Source organism: Agaribacterium haliotis, from assembly GCF_002312815.1.
Classification (GTDB): Bacteria; Pseudomonadota; Gammaproteobacteria; order Pseudomonadales; family Cellvibrionaceae; genus Agaribacterium; species Agaribacterium haliotis.
In genome coordinates, this window is sequence record NZ_NKQJ01000013.1 from 114711 (window position 1) to 132661 (window position 17951).

Here is a 17951-nt window from a genome sequence, read left to right on the forward strand (position 1 = left end):
GACTCGTTTTTAAACCTGGTGCACTTTGGCACCGGCACGGCTGCGCCATTCGCAGCAACCGGGACAACCGATACAACAACCCTTGCCGGGCATGAACTTGCGAGCCGTCGCGATGTTATCGCGATGGGCCTGGTACGAGATGTGAGTTTCTTAAAAGGCAAGTCGGTTGTTCAAGGGGGCCTGGGCGATCTGAAAGTGGTTCAGCCCGATACGGCCGGGGCGGCGACAGGCAGGGTATCGTGGCGAGAAATTATAATTAACTGGTAATTGGCATGGATAAATATCAAAAGAACTCGGGCTTTACCCTGATTGAAGTCATGATTGTTGTGGCGATGATTGCAATACTCGCGTCATTGGCGCTCGGTGCGTTTAGCGGCTCTAGCCAAAAGGCCCGCCGCGCCGATGCCAAAGCGAGCCTGACCGAGCTCGCGGCTGAGCAGGAAAAGTACTATTTTCGCGAGAAACAGTACACCGATAACTTAGCCAATCTCAATGCGTCGACCAGCTCAAGCGAAGGTTATTACACCTTAAGCGCCAGCACGGCGACGGGGGCGACCGGTTGCGCCAATGCTGGGGCGTGTTTTGTGTTAACAGCAACAGCGACAAGCGGCAAAGCGCAGTTTGACGACAGCAGTTGTCGAAGCTTTACAATCAGTAATGCCGGCTCTAAAAAAGCATATGACAGCGCCGGAACGCTCGATGCTTCAGGGCTTTGCTGGTAACGCCGAGCCTTTTGTTGTTTTTGTCTTTCTTTTGTTCGCAGCGTATTAATTAGTGCCGGCAGGCCCTAGGGTAATACGCTTTTTTTATAACTATTAGTTTTATGCTAGCCTCGGTCTGAATGAGGCTTGAGCCTTAGCGAGCTCTTTGCCGGCGGGTTTGCAGTTGTGACTTGCTTCAAATCATGGCGTTTTTATGAGCCGCTTATCGTTTCTAGCATCCGCCCATCTTCTTAATACTTCATTTTGATATAGTGCCTTGGTAGCTTGTCCTAGCGGAATGTCAAGACTTAATTGCTATATCACGTAGCTACGCTTATCTGGCTTACTGCAAGTACTTGTTTCGCAAGTGCTTGTGTTCACAGCACAGATCTTCAGAGCCTCTGCGGCTGTGCAACCAACTTAAGCTTTTGTGCGTTTTGCTTTAGTGACGTCAAACACCTTACGGCTGACCACTACTTACTATCCCTTAGAAAGGTATACATGAATACAAACAAAGCCCAGAACGGCTTCTCGTTAATCGAGCTGATGATCACGCTGGCCATCTTGGCGATCCTGATTATGGTCGCGGCGCCATCGATGGAGTCTTCACGCAAAAAATCTGCGGTAACGGGGCTGCAGCGGGAGTTTATCTCGTCGCTGGCTTTGGCGCGCGGGGAGGCCTCCGTAAAAGGGCGCCCTGTAAGCATTTGCCCGAGTGCAGATACGCAAACTTGTGACACAAACACAGATTGGTCTAAGGGTTGGCTGGTGTTTTTGGAAACCGGGCAGGGCGATGGTGCTTACAGCAGCGCCGCAGGCGATACCTTAATTCGCGCTTATAAAAATGAAGGCGCGAGCAAAATGAAGGTGGTTGACCCATTGGACTCAAACCAGAAGGCACTTAATTCTCTGACCTGGAATGCACGTGGCTTTTCGAAGGATGCTCAAAGAGCCTTGGTTGTTGTTTGTGATCGAAGCTCCGATGTGAAGTTTGCGCGAGGCCTAATGATAGCTAGTTCGGGGCGGGCCATTAAAACACGAGATAGCGATGGCGATGGTATTCACGATATGAGTTTTATTGAAGACAACGGTTCTAAAGTCACGGCGGTTTTAACATGTCCATAGTTCGCTCTCGCGGTTCTTCTTTGATTGAAGCTTTGGTTGCACTTTTTGTTTTGGCTGTCGGTTTGTTGGGCATCCTCGCAATGCAGATTACTTCTGTTAAAACATCCAGGCATGCGGCGAGCTATTCAAAAGCTGAAGCTCTACTGGTTGATATGTATGAATCGATGCAAATGAGCCCGGTGGATAATTTAAATAGTTTTTTAATTACCTACGCGGCGAATACACCCGCTCTACCCGACTGTAACGGCAAGAACAAGAATTGCTCTGAAGTGCAAATGGCAACCTGGAGTGTCAGCAGCTGGCGCTCAGCGGTTGCGGCGAGCCTGCCCGGCGGTGAAGGCCAGATTCAAGCGGGCGCCAGCGCAGGTGAGTACGATATAAGTGTTCGCTTTAACCTGGGTTTTGAGCCAGACGCTGCGGGCGCTGCAGGTGCAGTTAAACAAATCACAGAAGAAGTTAAGTTAGTGGTGAGTTTTCAATAATGACTCAAGTTCAGAATAAACAGCATGGCTTTTCACTGGTCGAGCTTTTGATATCCATCCTTATTGTTGGCTTTATTTTGGCTGGCGTATTAAGTGTTATTGTCACTAGCCGGCAGAGCTTTCGCGGCGAGCAAGAAGTGAGCTTTATGCAAGAGAATTTGCGCTATGCCGCTGATATGTTCGCCCGCGATCTTCGCCTTGCCGGAAACACCGACTGTGCCATCCCTGCGGCCTCAAGTGATGTGATTACAATCAACGATGCTACCGGCTTATTTGGCCCAGAAGCAATTATTGGCTTTGAGGGCACAACAGATATTAGCTCTTTCCCGACTACTTTATCTGAAGTTACCGCAGCCGGGTCGGATGCGTTTATCGTGCGCTATGCAGATCCAGACGGCGCTGCGCCGATCAAGAGCCACAGCCCGCACAATTCAAATCAAGTTGAGCTGTTTTCCGCGACCGAGCTTTTTTCTGGGCGGAATTTAATGTTGGTTGACGTAACCTGCAGGCACTCGGTGATTTTTGCCAGTAACAAGAATACAACCGCGAGCGATAAGTTTACTCAAGGTGCTTCGTGCTCTCAGAATTTCTATGCAAACGACGTTGATTATATTTGCGATAGCCCCGCTACGGGCATTCCCTTTGAAGCAGGTTCGACCCTGCTGGTACATCAAAGTTATGCGTACTTTATTGATGAGTCTGATGTGATTGCAGGGGTTCCTGCGCTTAAACGCCGGTCTTTTGTTGCAGGCGGTGTGCGTACGGATGAAATTGCGCAGGGCATTGAATCGATGGAGGTTCTTTACGGTGTCGCTTTAGATCGTACTTTGGCAAATCTTCGCGAAGCAAAATTGGATGAAGATGGTATTGATGCTTTTGTCAGTGCCGATGAGGTTGACGACTGGGAAAATGTTGTCGCCGTTCGTGTGTCTTTAGTACTGCGATCGCAGAATAACTTTTACGATGAGAACACAGTATCGACGATAAATGGTGTGCAGTACGGTGATCGTTTCTTGCGCCAACCGATGACCAGTACATTTTATTTGCGCAATAGGGGAGTGTAATGATGCGTTATCACGTTATGTCTATACGTTCATATAAAAACTCCAGTGGCGCAGCTTTAGTTGTCGCATTGATTCTACTCGCTGCTATGACTGTTATCGGTATTGCCGGTATGAGCTCATCATCATTAGAAACAAAGATGGTTGCATCTCAGAAGCAGCGCAATGTCAATATGGCCATTGCAGAATCTGGCCTGGTCGATGTTGAACAATATTTAGAAAATGATTTGGGCCTGAAAAAGAGCGATTTGTTTACCGATGATTGCGATGCAGCAAATGGTAAGTGTTTTGGCTCTGCGGCAAGCAAATGTGTTGGCGGGCTGTGTTTTGACGGTGTGTATGTAAAAGCAGATGTGTCGAATGCAGATTGCAAGCTGGCAACCTCAGCTGCAGCATCAAAGCGTGATCAGCTGTGGCAAGATCAGGCGATTTGGGCCGATGCCACCAAGCATGGTAGCCGTACGGTTGGTACCGACAATCACAATATAAAATATATTATTGAGTTTTTGTGTTTTTCGGCGCCTGATTTTTATCAGTCCCCCGAGAGCTCTGACCCTATTTTTCGAGTAAGTGTTTTATATGAGCCGAGTAATCAGCAGCCGATAATGCTGCAGTCAACTTACTCTTTAAACCTTTAAAATACTAAATCTAACTTAGTAGTACCGGTTGTTGTTATGAAAAATAACTCTTATAGCTCAAATCGAAGAGTTTTACGAAAACACCTTTTAACGGCTGTGTTTTTATTGCCCTTTGTTTCTGTGTGTTCTGCTCACGCACAAACTGTCGATCAGTACAACGCATTGCCTCCTACACTTTCGGAGAACGTGGCGCCGCTAATTATGTTGGCGATGTCAGTTGATCATCAGCTTTTTTATAAAGCTTATAGTGATTTTGAAGATGTTGATGGCGATGGTATTGTCGATACGACGTATACAAATAATATTGAGTATGCCGGCTACTTTGATTCAAGTCTCTGTTACACCTATAGTTCGGCTGCTCAAGTTTTTAGCCCATCTTCAATTATCTCTCACACCACTGCTGGCGGAGCTATTACGTCGCGAGGTTATTGTAATAGCGGCCTGGGCGTAACAAACGAGTGGAGCGGCAACTTCCTAAACTGGGCGACGATGACGCGTATCGACGAAGTGCGCTCTATTCTCTACGGCGGTTATCGTTTTACCGATACCGAAAGTGCGACCGTACTTGAGCGCTCTTATTTGCCCAACGATGCGCACAGCTTTGCAAAATACTATAACGGTACGGATGTGCGCGGTTTGGCACCGTTCGGCAATGTCGGTACGGGCGTTGATAACAGCGAAGATGTAGGCATTACAATTTGTAATACGACCTATTATAACGGCAGTCAGCGTTCGCAAAATGTGACAGCACCGCCTCTTGCTCGAGCTGTACGCGGTAACTATTCGCTGTGGGCTGCTAATGAGCGAGCTCAATGCCTGTTTAATGAAGAGTACTCTACCGGTAATGCCAATAACAAATCCTTATCCGGTATTCAGGCTCACAGTAATAACCCAACCAATTCAGACAAGGCACAACAGGCAAATGGCCAGACAATTGGCGATTATGTTGTGCGAGTAAAGGTTTGTGAGCCTGGTTTTGTTGGTTTTGATAATTCGTCTCACGACTGTCAGGAATATACCGCGGGCAACTTTAAACCTACCGGGTTGTTGCAAGAGTTTGGTGAGGATGATTCAGCCGTATGGGGTTTGATGTCTGGGTCTTATACCAAAAATAAATCCGGTGGGGTGTTGCGTAAAGACATTGGCACCATAACCAATGAAATTAATGATAACGGAACCTTTAAGGCGACCCCAGCCGATGGCGGTATTATCAAATCCTTAGATTCGCTGCGTATCGCTAACTACAGTGTCTCTGATAGTTATATTTATAACAATGCGGATAACTGCGCTTGGGGGCTTAATTATTTTAATGACGGTAGCTGCTCGAACTGGGGTAACCCCTTTTCTGAAATCATGCAGGAGTGTTATCGCTATTTTGCCAATCAAAATCCCAATGCTCAGTTTAATGCAAACGACACAACTTTATTTTCCGACCTTAAAACAGATACGAGCTGGAATAACCCCCTGTCTTTGGATACAGCTTGTGCAAAACTGAATGTTATTGCTTTTAACGCAAGTACAATTTCTTATGACGCGGATCAGTTAGCCTCTGGCGTGGCAAGCAAAACGGATGTTGTTGGCAATACTGAGATCGAGAGCGCCAGTCAGTATTTTGTTGGTGAAAACGGCACCAATAACGACCAGCTCTGCACGCCGAAATATATTGCAAACCTTTCATCTGTGCGCGGAACTTGCCCCGATGCACCGCGCTTAAGTGGCTCTTACAACGTTGCAGGTTTGGCCTACGATGCCTTTACTCGAGATATTCGCGGTGATTTACCCGGTGAGCAGCACGTGACAACTTGGGGTGTGGATCTAGCGCCGGGCGTGCCGAAGGTAACGGTTGATGTTCCCGGCGGCGCAGGTAAACAAGTATCGATTTTGCCTGCGTGTCGAAACCAATCAATCAACGGCAACTGTGGTTTGGTTGATTTTAAAATTGTAAGCCAGTCATTTGATGGTACTACGTCAAGAGGGTCGTTTTACGTCAACTGGGAAGATAGTGAGCAGGGCGGTGACTATGACCAGGATATGTACGGTGTTATTAGTTACGAGCTGACCAACAGCACACTTAGAGTTACCAGTAATGTGATTAGTGAATCGACCACGTTTCGCATGGGCTTTGGTTATATCCTGGGTGGAACAACCTCAGACGGTTTTAAGGTGCACTCGGGTATTGGTGGCTTTAATGGAGGGGGCTGCTCAAATTGTAATGTCTGGAATAACGCCTCGACACGTCAGTACTCGGTAGGTGCATCGAGCGCTCAATTTTTACAGCCACCACTTTATTACGCGGCGAAATGGGGCGGTTTTGATGACCGCGATAACAACGGTTTGCCGAGTGTAACCATGAACGCTTCGGATAACTCCGAGTGGGATACCGATGGTGATGGCAAGCCGGACAACTATGTGTTGGCGATTAACCCTGTTGAGCTTAAACGCAGTATGCGAGCGTTGATTACCCAGATTGTCGAGCGCACAGCCTCTGGTACAGCCGCGGCAGTGAGTGCCCAGACCGGTAACGGCGAAGGGGCTATTTATCAGGCTTCTTATACGCCTCGGGTAAAAGAAGCTGGCAGCGACTACGTAACATGGGCCGGTAGTTTAAGGGCTTTTTTCCGGGATCGTTATGGGCGCATCAGGCAAGACAGCAATACCAATGGCGCTCTGGATGTTGACGACCGAGAAATAAAGTTTATCTACGATAGTTCAGAACAGTCGACATTTATTCAGGCGTATGTGGCCAATGCCGACGGTACCACAGGGGCTCCCGAAGGAGGGCGTATTGATTTAACCGATACCGCCGCTGCCAAACCTATTTGGGATGCGCAGCAGCAGTTGTCTGCGTTAACAAGCTTAACAAGCAATCGAAGTTACACAAGTTCAGCGGATAACGGCCGTTATATTTTTACGTCGATCGATCGCTCTGGTACAAGCACAAATACGGCGCTGGACGGCCAGGTTATTTCACCTGGCGATGTTAAACCCAACGCGGGCCAAAGCGCCTCTGCGGACCAAACGTTTGCGTTTGAGGCCGATGAGTTTATGTTGACGGGTAATACCCAGAATGATTTTCGTTATCTTGGTTTGGACGCCTCTGCAAGCCAGACCCAAGTAAACGATTTGGTTAATTTCATACGCGGAGACGAAAGCATTAGTGGCATGCGCAATCGCAGTGCAGGCTCTAAGAAGTACTTACTTGGCGATATTATTCACTCGTCTCCTACCGTTGTGTCCAGGCCCAACGATCGATATGACATTAAGTATCGCGACAAAACCTACGAAGCGTTCTTAAACCTTTATAAAAACAGACGCTCGGTTATTTATGTTGGTGCTAACGATGGCATGTTGCACGCGTTTAATGGCGGTTTCTTCAACTCGGCAACCAATAAATTTGATCTGAAACGGACAAATGAAACGGAGCACCCTTTAGGGGCAGAGCTTTGGGCCTATGTTCCATTTAATCTGCTGCCACACTTAAAATGGCTGGCAGACGAAGACTACCCCCACGTTTATTATGTGGATGGCCCTGTACGCAGTTACGATGTAAATATCTTTCCTGCTGACCCGAATAAATACCCGGGAGGCTGGGGTACGATCTTAGTGGTAAGCATGCGTTTTGGTGGTGGTGATTACGCTTTTGATCACGACGGTGATGTATCTACGCCGAATATCACTACCCGTTCCGCTTATATCATTATGGATGTTACAGACCCAGAGAGCCCTCCGGAGTTATTGGCCGAAATTACCGACGTCGATTTGGGTTTTACCTTATCTGAACCGACATTGGTAAAAAGAAGAAAACGAGGAAGCTCCGGTGCTTTTTCAACGTCAGCAAATAACTCTTGGTACTTGTTGTTTGGTTCGGGCCCCGGTGGAAACACGGCTGCCGAGCGCAAGCAGGCTTTGCTTGAAGGTGTCAGTTTTAAATCACCTCACGCCTATGTGTTTGACCTTAGAAATAAAGAGTTGAATAAAATCGCCATCAATGACGAGGCAGGCATTCCCGAAGTGAATAGCTTTACTGGTGGTTTTGCTGCGGTTGATTGGGATGGAGACTATCAGGACGACGCAGCGTATTACGGTTTGGTTTCCGGTACGCCAGCTGCTCCGGGTGGCAAGCTAAAACGAGCCAAATTAGACTTTAATTCAGCTTCTTTGGTGAGGTCGTCGTCAAATTTCTCTACCGACTTATTTAATGATGCTTCTTTGCCATTTAGCGCAACACCAAGGACTTACCAAAGTGCGGACAATGAATGGTGGGTGTATGCGGGCACGGGGCGTTTTCTTGTCCCGGATGACAATGAGTCAACCCAGCAGCAGTACTCTTTTGGTATTAAAGAGCCCCAAAATGTCAATGGCGTTAAGCCTCTGAATCAATATGTCGATCTTTATTACCTGCTCGATACAACAACAATTGATGTTTATGAAGACGGTCGGGTTCGAGAAGACTTGGTCGGGGGTGTCACTTTGAATGCCGCTGGTCAATCAGAACCTTTAGGCACCAATGGCCGCTATGAAGATGTTGAAGCGTTTGTTGCGGAGCATGCTTCGGGTTGGTATTTCAAGTTTGAATCTGCCCCAACCACTTTGAACAACCGTATTCGAAATACAACACGCTCGGCGATCAGCGGACGCTCGCTGTTTATGACTGCTTACGAGGCGACGGGGCAAGTTTGTGATTTGATCGGTCGGGCATACTTATATGCCCCGAGCTTGGAGGCGGGAATCCCTGCGCCGTATTCTCCGATTGGCACAGATTCAAATTACAAGTTAAGTGCCTCCGATCCAAATGACCCCGACCCGGAGCTGGTTATGCAGGGCACGGTGATTGGCAATGGCACGGCCTCAGATGCTGTGATTACACCTATTGAACCACCTGGTGATACACGACCCGGACCATGTGGCAACGTGAATGTGCAGACTGGTTCAGGTCAGGTCGCGAAAGAAGATATAAACTGCCCGGGTATAATTCCCGGCCGCCAAAGCTGGCGAGAAATTCCTGTAACTTGGTAAGTCATTTATTATGAAAAAACGACAATATGGTTTTACCTTAATCGAGCTTATGATTGTAGTGGCGATTATCGGTATTATTGCAGCGGTGGCCTACCCGAGCTACCAGGATTCCATTCGCAAATCCAAGCGCGCTGATGGTAAAGATGCTTTGTTAAAAGCAGTGGCAAAGCAGGAGCAGTTCTATTTTGCCTCCAATGCCTACTCGAATGACATTGCAGATCTCGGCGGTGCAAATTCTCCAGAAGGGCACTACACAATCGCTGTATCGACGCTGCCTTGTAATAGCGACCAGTGTTTTACTTTAACGGCAAGCCCCCAGGGCAGCCAGGCAGCCGATACCACGTGCGCTTCTTTGGCGGTGGATAGCCTCGGGCGAAAGTCAGCTAAAGATAGTTCCGGCAGCGACACGGCGGCTATTTGCTGGTAGCTGTATGTTAGCGGCAGCGCTGTGAACTGAAGTTCGCAGCGCTGCCTTTTGTTGTGTCTTTCTTTATACCTTCGTAGTCCGGCAGCGTCTCTTTTACGCGCTCTCTTTTTGTTGCCGACAGCCGTACCAATTTAACTGTTCTGGCCCTGGCAAATTGGCGGGCCTAAACTATCTTCTAGTATTAGGGCTGCGCTTATGCTTTATGTGCAGCCTGATAGCCAAGTCCAGGGAGGGCCTGGCTGAGCCAGAAAATAGAGCTTCGAAAGGAATCGTATATGCTCGTTTCTACAAACTGCACTTGTTGTAGCAGTTCTGCTTCGCGCCTGCCTTGTCAGGCTGGCGCCACCATGATCGAAACGCTGGTTGCGTTTTTTCTTCTTGCCTTTGCTTTGCTCGGCGTGCTTTCGATGCAAGTTCAAAGTGTTAAAAGTGTTCAGCGCGCTTATTTTTCCAGTATTGCCCCGCTGTTGGCGGCGGATATGGTCGAGCGTATTTATGCCCATAACAATGTCGATGACATAAATGATAACGCTAGTTTTAACGGGGTTAGCACCCATAGCGCAAGTGCGGCACCTGACTGCCGAGGCGGCTGTGATAAAACAGCTCAGAAAAACTTAATTGTCGCCGAGTGGGCCAGACAGATTAAAACACAATTACCGATGGGGCTCGGGGTAGTTAAATATGGCGCTGATATATACACCGTTACGGTTATGTGGGACAGCGAAGGGCTTCAGCCCTCGGGCAAGGCCTGCGGGCCGGACCCGGCCGTGGATCTGGCTTGTTATTCGCTAGAGCTAAAGCTGTGAATATGGGCATAGAGAAAAAACTCCAGCGTCCGTATTTTAATCTGCGTGGTATGACCCTGGTTGAGCTTCTGCTTGCAATGGCGATTGCCGCAGTCATTTTATCTGGTGTTCTTCAGCTTTACGCCAGTTCCGTACAAAACAATCGCGTTGTTTTGTCTTCTTCGATTATTCAAGAAAACGCACGCTTTGCTTTTAGTTTATTAGAGAGAGACCTTATCCAGGCCGGCGCCGGTGGCTGCTTTAGCATGACCAGCGCTGAAACCAGGCAGCGCATGGTTAACGCATTAAAAATCAATACTGGCAAAAATAATGAGTTTGATTTTTCCCGCGCTGTATTGGGGCAAGATGATGTTGGGAAAAATGGCTCAGATAGATTGACGGTTCGATTTTTTGATCACAAACAGCGTATCTTAATTACCGCTTACGGTGGCGATAATTCAGGTGTGCTGAGGCTCGATACCGCAGATAAAGACTACTGGAGTTTAAAGCAGGGTGACATTGTCTACATCGCAAATTGTGCTCGCGCTGCGGTGTTTATGCTTACCAATGTTCCGGCGGGCGATGGTGTTATTAACTTTTCAACGCATAGCGCGGCGCCGGCTAATCATGCGATGAACCCCGGGCAGGAAAACAGCACCCTGGATTTAAAGTTCGGTGATCGTTTTGTGGTGGACGAAAATACGCTCGATAGCAATATGGCGAACGGCTCTTTGGCTTATCTCTATGCCGGGGACAGTCGTGTTATCTATAAAATTGACAACAGTGCCAATGCAAATTCTCTGGGCGGGACTTGTACGGGCTCACAACCTCAGTACTGTGCTTTATTTCGCAACAATGAAGAGCTTGTTGAGGGTGTGCATCAGTTTGATGTGCTGTATGGCTGGCAGGATGGAAATGAGGTATTGCGCTATGGCGACTGGGCCGCTGTTAACAACGCTGGTGCTGAACTATCAATAGACCGTATTCAGATATCGTTAGCTTTTAATTCCCTTGATCACGTCGCTAAGTCAATAACACAGAGCCCCATGGTCAAACAGATAACGAGGGTTTTTATGCTTCGCAATCAGCTTCCGGTGTATTGAGGTGGTATGTGAAAATAGCCTTGAGCCATCGCGGCGCCACACTAGTGATTACGCTGATTATTTTGCTGGTCATGTCTATGGCTGCACTGTCGGCCATGCAAGGGCTTACGTTACAGCAGCGCATGGCGGCCAACCTTCGTCAACACGTACTTGCACAAAGTGCCGCAGAGTTCGTGTTAAAGAATGCTGAAAGCTACTTGTTGGCCAATCTCAAACAAAGCTCGGATGTGAATAGCTTATTTTCCGGTGACTCAGGGCTTTATGCTGTGGTTCCCCGGCCCTCGGCGCCGATTGCCCAGAAGAGTAAGAGCTTTGATGTCAATATAGATTCCAGCTGGACGGCAAATAACTCTGTTGCCGTTCCCGGTTTAAGTAAAACGGCCTTGTTTGAACAGGCTGCCGTCACGGCCAAAGACCCTCGCTATATTATTGAATATATTGGTCGGGGCAGTGTGCGAGCTAGCGCGACGACGGCCGTAAGTCTTAATCTCGGCGCTCAACAGTTAAGTGTGGAGCCGTTCTTTTTTCGCATAACGGCGATCGGTTGGGCGCGCGATGAGCGTATCTATAGCGTATTAGAAAGTGTCTTTCGTACCGGTTACGGCGATGGCAGTTTTGAATACTAACTTGGTGGACTGTATGCGCATAAATGCTGTGTTTTTAACGCTGTGTTTGTTGCTGCTGGCTCAGCCAGTAATGTCAATTCAGGCAAATCAGCTCAGTAACTTGCCTTTGTCACTGGGTGAGCAAGTTAAACCCAACGTTTTATTTTTATTAGATGACTCGGGCTCTATGGAGAGCGAGATTCGTTTGACGCCGGGTGCTTTAGCGATAACGGATTATAGGCTGCACGAAAAAACCGGTAGTGACGATGAGCGCAATATCGGCGCAGCTTACAATAAATACGATACTTGGACTGTTGCGGAACAAAGCAATGGCCCAGATCGATGTTATGCTAGTCACAGAGAACTGCTTCGCCTATGCAAAGGCTATAACGCGCTCGCCTTTGATCCGCAGCTCAGCTATAAACCGTGGTTTGGTTTTACCGATGCGGACATTAATGCCGCGCTGCTTTACCCTACGGAAAAAGGCCCTGACAAGGTGGCGAATACTCAGACAGTCGATCTGCAAGCTCTGCCTAGTGGGGGATCGCTTTTTTCTGTTGACCCACTGCAGCGCGGTTACGGTTATGTGCGGTGGGATGATGCGGCTAAGCTTGGAAGCTTTGAGCAAGGTGAATGCGGAGAGTTATCTGGCTTTTCCGATGTCAAAATTGACAACAGCCATTTTATGCCCGTCGGGCTAATGAGCCAGAAGGAAAAACAGAATTACGCCAACTGGTTTGTCTACCATCGCAAGCCCCGTTTTGTTGTGACAGCATCAATGTTGGATCTTATTCATCAGACAAACTTAAGAGTTGGCCTCGCAACAATTAATAATGATGCCGATGTAGCTACAGAAATAAAAGATACCGTTGACAACGTTGGCTTAGCTACGGCGCACAAACAGGCCTTGCTCGAGGCGATTGTTGAGCTCGGCCAGAATAAGATGACTCCGCTTCGCCGATCCTTGGAAAACGCCGGGCGCTACTACTGGGGTAAGAGTGTTGATAAGTCTTTCGTAAGTGATTCCACTGCACCGCCCAGCCCCATTTTATCAGCACAGGAAGGTGGGGCTTGTCAGCATAATTATACTGTGTTGATAACCGATGCCGCTGCCAATGAAGGTGATGTGCCGCGCTACGAAGGTGACTATGGCAACGCGGATGGTGATATTAATCAGCCTTATGCTGGCTATCCCTACGCAGATGCCTATTCAGGCAGTCTCGCAGATATCGCCATGCATTTTTATGCAGCAGATATGTCGGCGCTGGCCAATAAGGTTCGTTCAAAAAATCCCGCCGATAACAACCCCGGCCAGCATATGCTGACCTACAGTATTGCCTTTGCTTTGCCGGGAGCGATTACAGGGCCTTTACCCAGCGCTACTTCCAGCAGTGACGGGAAAATAAGCTGGATAAATGTACCGCTTACTTGGCCCAGGCCGGCAGTAACCGCTGAAGATAAAAGTGCCGTCGATGATTTGCTGCACGCTGCGCTAAATGGGCGGGGTAGCTTTTACGCCGCGCTTAGCCCTAAGGCTGTGCAAGCGGGTTTACATGCTATGGTCGAGAGCATATTAAATCACTCGGAGTTAGCGTCAGCGCCTGCGGTGCTTAACGCCTCAAGTTGCAAGTACGGCAGCTATATTTACCAAAGCAGTTTCTTTCCACAGCACTGGAGTGGGGATCTGCGCGCGTTTATGTTATCAGGCGGAAAAAATACTGCTGCGACCGGAGAGCCATTGTTTTCCGCTGCCGAGCTTCTTAAAAATCGGCTAGCTGCGCCGCAGCTCGGGCACACTGATCGGCGTATAGTTACCTACAACGGTGTAAAAGGTGTGGCATTTCGCGCGCCTAAAAACCTTAATACGCTTTCTGAAAATGAGCTCAGTGCAGCGCAACTTGCCGACCTTCGCTTCGGGCAAGTGGCTGAGCAAAAATATATTGAGGCGATTGTTGCGTGGATACGCGGTGACAACAGTGATACGCGTTTTCGAGCTCGCTCGGGGGCTTATGTCTTGGGCGATATTGTTCACTCGATTCCACAGTTCGTGGCAAAGCCAGAGCAGCCCTATCCTAACCATATAGAAAGTGCCTCCGTACCATATCAGGCCTTTGTCACGGCGAATATAGGCCGACCAGGGATTATTTATGTTGGCGCTAATGACGGCATGTTACACGCATTTGATGCAGATACTGGTGAAGAGCTCTTTGCCTATATTCCCGGCTTAGTGTTTAGCGATAAAAATAAGCGGGGATTACATTGGCTCGCCGACCCCGAGTACACTCACAAAGCTTATGTTGATGCTACACCAACGATTGCGGATGTTGTTATCGACCGCCAGTGGCGAACGTATTTAGTCGGTGCTCTTGGCGCAGGTGGTAGGGGGCTTTATGTTCTGGACATCACGAATCCGGAGAGCTTCAGCTCAGAGCAACAAGTTGCCAGAGCAATTAAAAATGAATTTATTGATGACAAGCTCGGTTATGGTTTTTCCCGCCCACAACTTACAAAGTTAAACAACGGTGAGTGGGCGGCGATTTTTGGCAACGGTTATGGCAACGACGCTGAAAGTGGCGGTGACGGTCAGGCGTATTTATATGTTTTATATCTAGATGGCCGGGCAGAGAGCGATGGCAATCGCTCTTTTCGTCGCATTGCTACGGGCCTTGGCCCAGCCTCAAATAGCGCTTGTGCTGATATAAAAAAATGCAATGGTTTGTCGTCGCCGACTTTGATTGATCTTAACAGCGATGCCATTGTCGATAGGGTCTATGCCGGTGACCTATATGGAAATATGTGGGCCTTTGACCTCTCTTCCCCGGATGCCAGTCAGTGGCAGGTGGCGCACACAAAAAACGGCAAGCCGCAACCCTTATTTAGTACCTGCAACAGCAATGGGCCGTGTATGAGCGCAGATCAACCCATTACGGTTGCGCCGGCGGTGGTTGGCCATGCTGAAAAAGGCGCAGCTGATACAGAGCCAAATACCTTTGTTTTATTTGGTACCGGGCAGTACTTAACCCAAGCCGATATTAATAACGATCATACTCAAAGTTTTTATGGCGTTTGGGATAGTGGGGTCGGTGGGCTCAGCCCGAACAATTTACAGCGCCAGACGATTTCGCAGGCTAGTGTGGCAATACCTTATCGGCGCTTAAGTAATCATGCGGTTGATTACAGCAAAGCTAAGGGCTGGCGAATGGATTTGCCTGCGAGCGGTGAGCGCGTTTTTGTTAATCCTGTGGCAGTGGGTGAACTTATATTATTTGCCTCGTGGTCGCCAAACAATGAAAAATGCGAGCGAGGTGGTCAAGGTCATCTAATGGCAGCCGGCATTTTTAGCGGCACAACACCGAGTTTTCAGGTGTTTAATTACGACGTCGCTCAAGCTTCGGTAACACTCGATCAGCTACCACTTGATTTACTTTTCTCTGACAGCAAAGCTTTTGTTCCGGGGCGAGATGGCGATATTAATGTTGTTGAGACTCTGGTGAGCCCAAAAACAAAGTCGCGCCGGGTTAATTGGTCCATTCTTCGATAGAGTTTTGATTTAATGCAAAGAGCTCGCACTGGGTTTACCTTAATTGAATTGATCACGGTATTAGCGATTGTCGCGGTTCTTGCTGCGGTGGCGCTGCCGTCGTACCAAGCCTCGATTGAACGCGGCCGCCGAGCGGATGCCAAGGCTCTTTTAATGCATGTTGTCTCCCGCCAGGAGAGCTTGTTTACGGAAATGATTAGCTACAGCTCGGTTTATTCTGATTTGGGGCTTACTTCCGATAAAAGCCCGGAGGGGCACTACCAGCTTCATATCGAGACGGGGCCTTCTGGTTGTGGGCCCGCCGCGACTAAGTGCACTTATTTTAAAGTTGCCGCGATCAGCCTAAAAAGCAGTGATCAATGCACACGTTTGAGCTTGGACAGTCGTGGTACCCGAAGCAGTGCGGGCGCCGATACGGATTTTTGCTGGCGTTAACCACAACTCGCCTGGAGCTGCGATTCGGCGACTTTGCGGATGCGGCCGCTGCGGTAGACGATTAGTTGGCGCTTGATTGTTTCGGTATCATTGCACCAGTAAAAACGTCCACTTTGAAATAGTGTTGAACCGCGAAGATCAAAACGCACAAACGCCTTGTTGCCAAACGAGCGCCAGCGCACACGGTGTTGACTGCTCAAGCCCTTGTGCAAGCTGAGTAGACTTTCATGCTCATCCCGTACTTCGTTTTGATTGCTGTCAACAAAGACCATGCGATCCAGGTTCCAATCATTGTTGCACTTTTGCTGATCTTTGCTTGGGCAAACGATGGTGTGCTGGCGGGAATTAATCGCATGGCTGCGCGCATAATTTAGCTCAACGGCAATTAAATTTAGCGCGTAGTCAGCGCGTTTTTTCTGAACAAAATGATTCATATTCGGCACTGCGATGCCGCATAAAATAGCGACAATGCTCAAGCTAAATACAAGGTTGAGCACGGTTAAACCCTGCTGCTTTGGCATGGCTTCCTCCTTGAAGCGGGTGCGATAGGCCTTTGCTCCTTGCTCGGCCTACGGTCGGTGTTCTACTGCTTATTTAATTGTTGTTTCAGCTCTGCTCTACAAGAAATACTAGTTTTCTTCGCTGTCGTTTTGATTGTCCAGGTCGAGTTTTTTAAGACGGTAGCGAAAGCTCCTAAAACTGATACCGAGGGTTTTGGCCGCGTTGGTTTTGTTCCAGCGGTCTTTCTCAAGCGCATCGAGTAAAATTTCTTTTTCTATCTCTTCGAGGTAGGCGTCGATTGAGCCGCAGGCCAGGGCTTGCTTAAAGTGATTGGTGCTGCTGGCCCTGGGCATGCCCGTTTGTTCATCATCGAGGATGGCCGCTTGCAGCTGCAGATCTTCAGTGCCTATTTTTTCGTGATCACACAGGGTAAATGCGCGTTCTAGAATATTTTCCAGCTCGCGAATATTTCCGGGGAACGAGTATTGTTTGAGTTTATCCAAGGCCTCGGCGCTAATGCTGGTGTGCTCATCGCCAAGATCGCTGTCTAAGCGGCTTAGGATATGCTTTACCAGCGGTTTGATATCTTCTCTGCGTTCCCGAAGGGGCGGTACATCGAGTTGAATAACATTGAGGCGATAAAACAGATCCTGGCGAAATTCGCCTTTGCTGACCAGCGCATTTAAATCTTTATGTGTTGCAGAAAGTATACGCACATCAACGTTGACTTCGTTTTGTGTGCCGACAGGGCGAACGGCTTTTTCCTGAATCGCGCGCAGTATTTTTACCTGCATGGATAGCGGCAGGTCGGCAACTTCATCTAAAAACAGTGTGCCGCCGCTCGCCGCCTGAAACAGGCCTTCACTGTCTTGGTGGGCGCCGGTAAATGCGCCTTTTTTGTAGCCAAAAAACTCACTTTCAACAAGCTCCGATGGAATTGCACCGCAGTTAACCGGGACAAAAGCCTGATCGGCGCGCGGGCCGAGTTTGTGAATAGCGCGGGCGACAAGCTCTTTACCCGTGCCCGATTCACCACTGATATAAACTGGGGCTTGTGAGCGAGCCAGCTTTTTGATTGAAGACTTAAGCTTTAATACGGCACTCGACTCACCAATGATATCGATTTGGCCATCGATCTCGTCGTTTGTTGACGTTTGCAGCTGGCTGGAGCTAACCGCAGCATCGACAAGCTGGCGTAACGCTTTTAGGTCGACAGGCTTATTGAGAAAGTCAAACGCTCCTGCCTTCATCGCTTCGATTGCCGTGTCCATATTGCCGTGCGCGGTAATCACCGCCACGGGCAAACCGGGCAAGTTTGCCTGAATGTAGCGCACAACATCCAAGCCTGTGCCATCGGGCAATTTCATATCCGTCAGGCAAATATTGTATTCATTGTCTTTTAAATAGGTGAAGGCCTCGCCGACATCGGCGGCGGCGTCGCAGTCCATGCCCATGCGCAGCAGGGTCAGACTTAACAGCTCGCGGATATCTGGTTCGTCATCAATAATTAAAGCGCGTGTGTTTCTCATGG

The 17951-nt window shown here is 48.6% G+C and carries 14 protein-coding genes; 12 read left to right on the forward strand and 2 right to left on the reverse strand.

The window, feature by feature from the left end:
• The first annotated feature begins 272 nt into the window (after positions 1-272).
• From CFK45_RS15345 to CFK45_RS15400, 12 genes are all read left to right on the forward strand, one after another.
• Complete coding sequence (locus tag CFK45_RS15345) at positions 273-722, forward strand: type IV pilin protein (RefSeq protein ID WP_096087353.1); 450 nt, start codon at positions 273-275, stop codon at positions 720-722.
• A gap of 480 nt (positions 723-1202) precedes the next feature.
• A complete protein-coding gene (locus CFK45_RS15350) occupies positions 1203-1826 on the forward strand; it encodes a GspH/FimT family pseudopilin (protein WP_096087354.1) in 624 nt (207 codons plus the stop codon).
• Positions 1817-2308, forward strand: a complete 492-nt coding sequence (gene pilV / locus CFK45_RS15355) for a type IV pilus modification protein PilV (protein WP_096087320.1) — start codon at positions 1817-1819, stop codon at positions 2306-2308. The genes CFK45_RS15350 and pilV (CFK45_RS15355) overlap by 10 nt, the downstream gene beginning before the upstream one ends.
• The gene (locus CFK45_RS15360) at positions 2308-3372 is read left to right on the forward strand and encodes a PilW family protein (RefSeq protein WP_096087355.1); all 1065 of its coding nucleotides are present in this window, start codon (positions 2308-2310) and stop codon (positions 3370-3372) included. Before pilV (CFK45_RS15355) ends, CFK45_RS15360 begins: the two co-directional genes overlap by 1 nt.
• Positions 3372-4007 (forward strand): pilus assembly PilX family protein, encoded by a 636-nt coding sequence (locus tag CFK45_RS15365; RefSeq protein WP_096087321.1) that lies wholly within the window; start codon positions 3372-3374, stop codon positions 4005-4007. The genes CFK45_RS15360 and CFK45_RS15365 overlap by 1 nt, the downstream gene beginning before the upstream one ends.
• Positions 4008-4208: 201 nt before the next feature.
• A complete protein-coding gene (locus CFK45_RS15370; protein WP_158224724.1) occupies positions 4209-9023 on the forward strand; it encodes a pilus assembly protein in 4815 nt (1604 codons plus the stop codon).
• Between the two features lie 10 nt (positions 9024-9033).
• A complete protein-coding gene (locus CFK45_RS15375; protein WP_096087323.1) occupies positions 9034-9450 on the forward strand; it encodes a type IV pilin protein in 417 nt (138 codons plus the stop codon).
• A 275-nt stretch (positions 9451-9725) separates the two neighbouring features.
• Positions 9726-10256 (forward strand): type IV pilus modification protein PilV, encoded by a 531-nt coding sequence (gene pilV, locus CFK45_RS15380; protein WP_096087324.1) that lies wholly within the window; start codon positions 9726-9728, stop codon positions 10254-10256.
• 2 nt (positions 10257-10258) lie between these two features.
• Positions 10259-11338 (forward strand): PilW family protein, encoded by a 1080-nt coding sequence (locus CFK45_RS15385; protein WP_096087325.1) that lies wholly within the window; start codon positions 10259-10261, stop codon positions 11336-11338.
• Positions 11339-11346: 8 nt separating this feature from the next.
• Positions 11347-11964 (forward strand): pilus assembly PilX family protein, encoded by a 618-nt coding sequence (locus CFK45_RS15390; RefSeq protein WP_096087326.1) that lies wholly within the window; start codon positions 11347-11349, stop codon positions 11962-11964.
• Positions 11965-11977: 13 nt separating this feature from the next.
• Positions 11978-15484, forward strand: a complete 3507-nt coding sequence (locus tag CFK45_RS15395) for a pilus assembly protein (protein WP_158224725.1) — start codon at positions 11978-11980, stop codon at positions 15482-15484.
• Positions 15485-15496: 12 nt separating this feature from the next.
• Positions 15497-15919: a type IV pilin protein gene (locus CFK45_RS15400; protein ID WP_096087356.1), complete on the forward strand. Its 423-nt coding sequence runs from the start codon at positions 15497-15499 to the stop codon at positions 15917-15919.
• On the opposite strand, the gene CFK45_RS15405 is transcribed toward CFK45_RS15400, so the two are convergent.
• Positions 15916-16440, reverse strand: a complete 525-nt coding sequence (locus CFK45_RS15405) for a GspH/FimT family pseudopilin (RefSeq protein WP_096087328.1) — start codon at positions 16438-16440, stop codon at positions 15916-15918. The two genes, CFK45_RS15400 and CFK45_RS15405, sit on opposite strands and share 4 nt — an antisense overlap.
• 108 nt (positions 16441-16548) lie before the next feature.
• Positions 16549-17949: a sigma-54-dependent transcriptional regulator gene (locus tag CFK45_RS15410; RefSeq protein WP_096087329.1), complete on the reverse strand. Its 1401-nt coding sequence runs from the start codon at positions 17947-17949 to the stop codon at positions 16549-16551.
• Between the last annotated feature and the right edge of the window lie 2 nt (positions 17950-17951).

What these genes read in the sequence shown, in the direction of transcription:
- CFK45_RS15345 (WP_096087353.1), top strand. Translation starts at nt 273, where the DNA reads ATGGATAAATATCAAAAGAACTCGGGCTTTACCCTGATTGAAGTCATG.
- CFK45_RS15350 (WP_096087354.1), top strand. Translation starts at nt 1,203, where the DNA reads ATGAATACAAACAAAGCCCAGAACGGCTTCTCGTTAATCGAGCTGATG.
- pilV (WP_096087320.1), top strand. Translation starts at nt 1,817, where the DNA reads ATGTCCATAGTTCGCTCTCGCGGTTCTTCTTTGATTGAAGCTTTGGTT.
- CFK45_RS15360 (WP_096087355.1), top strand. Translation starts at nt 2,308, where the DNA reads ATGACTCAAGTTCAGAATAAACAGCATGGCTTTTCACTGGTCGAGCTT.
- CFK45_RS15365 (WP_096087321.1), top strand. Translation starts at nt 3,372, where the DNA reads ATGATGCGTTATCACGTTATGTCTATACGTTCATATAAAAACTCCAGT.
- CFK45_RS15370 (WP_158224724.1), top strand. Translation starts at nt 4,209, where the DNA reads ATGTTGGCGATGTCAGTTGATCATCAGCTTTTTTATAAAGCTTATAGT.
- CFK45_RS15375 (WP_096087323.1), top strand. Translation starts at nt 9,034, where the DNA reads ATGAAAAAACGACAATATGGTTTTACCTTAATCGAGCTTATGATTGTA.
- pilV (WP_096087324.1), top strand. Translation starts at nt 9,726, where the DNA reads ATGCTCGTTTCTACAAACTGCACTTGTTGTAGCAGTTCTGCTTCGCGC.
- CFK45_RS15385 (WP_096087325.1), top strand. Translation starts at nt 10,259, where the DNA reads ATGGGCATAGAGAAAAAACTCCAGCGTCCGTATTTTAATCTGCGTGGT.
- CFK45_RS15395 (WP_158224725.1), top strand. Translation starts at nt 11,978, where the DNA reads ATGCGCATAAATGCTGTGTTTTTAACGCTGTGTTTGTTGCTGCTGGCT.
- CFK45_RS15400 (WP_096087356.1), top strand. Translation starts at nt 15,497, where the DNA reads ATGCAAAGAGCTCGCACTGGGTTTACCTTAATTGAATTGATCACGGTA.
- CFK45_RS15405 (WP_096087328.1), bottom strand. Translation starts at nt 16,440, where the DNA reads ATGCCAAAGCAGCAGGGTTTAACCGTGCTCAACCTTGTATTTAGCTTG.
- CFK45_RS15410 (WP_096087329.1), bottom strand. Translation starts at nt 17,949, where the DNA reads ATGAGAAACACACGCGCTTTAATTATTGATGACGAACCAGATATCCGC.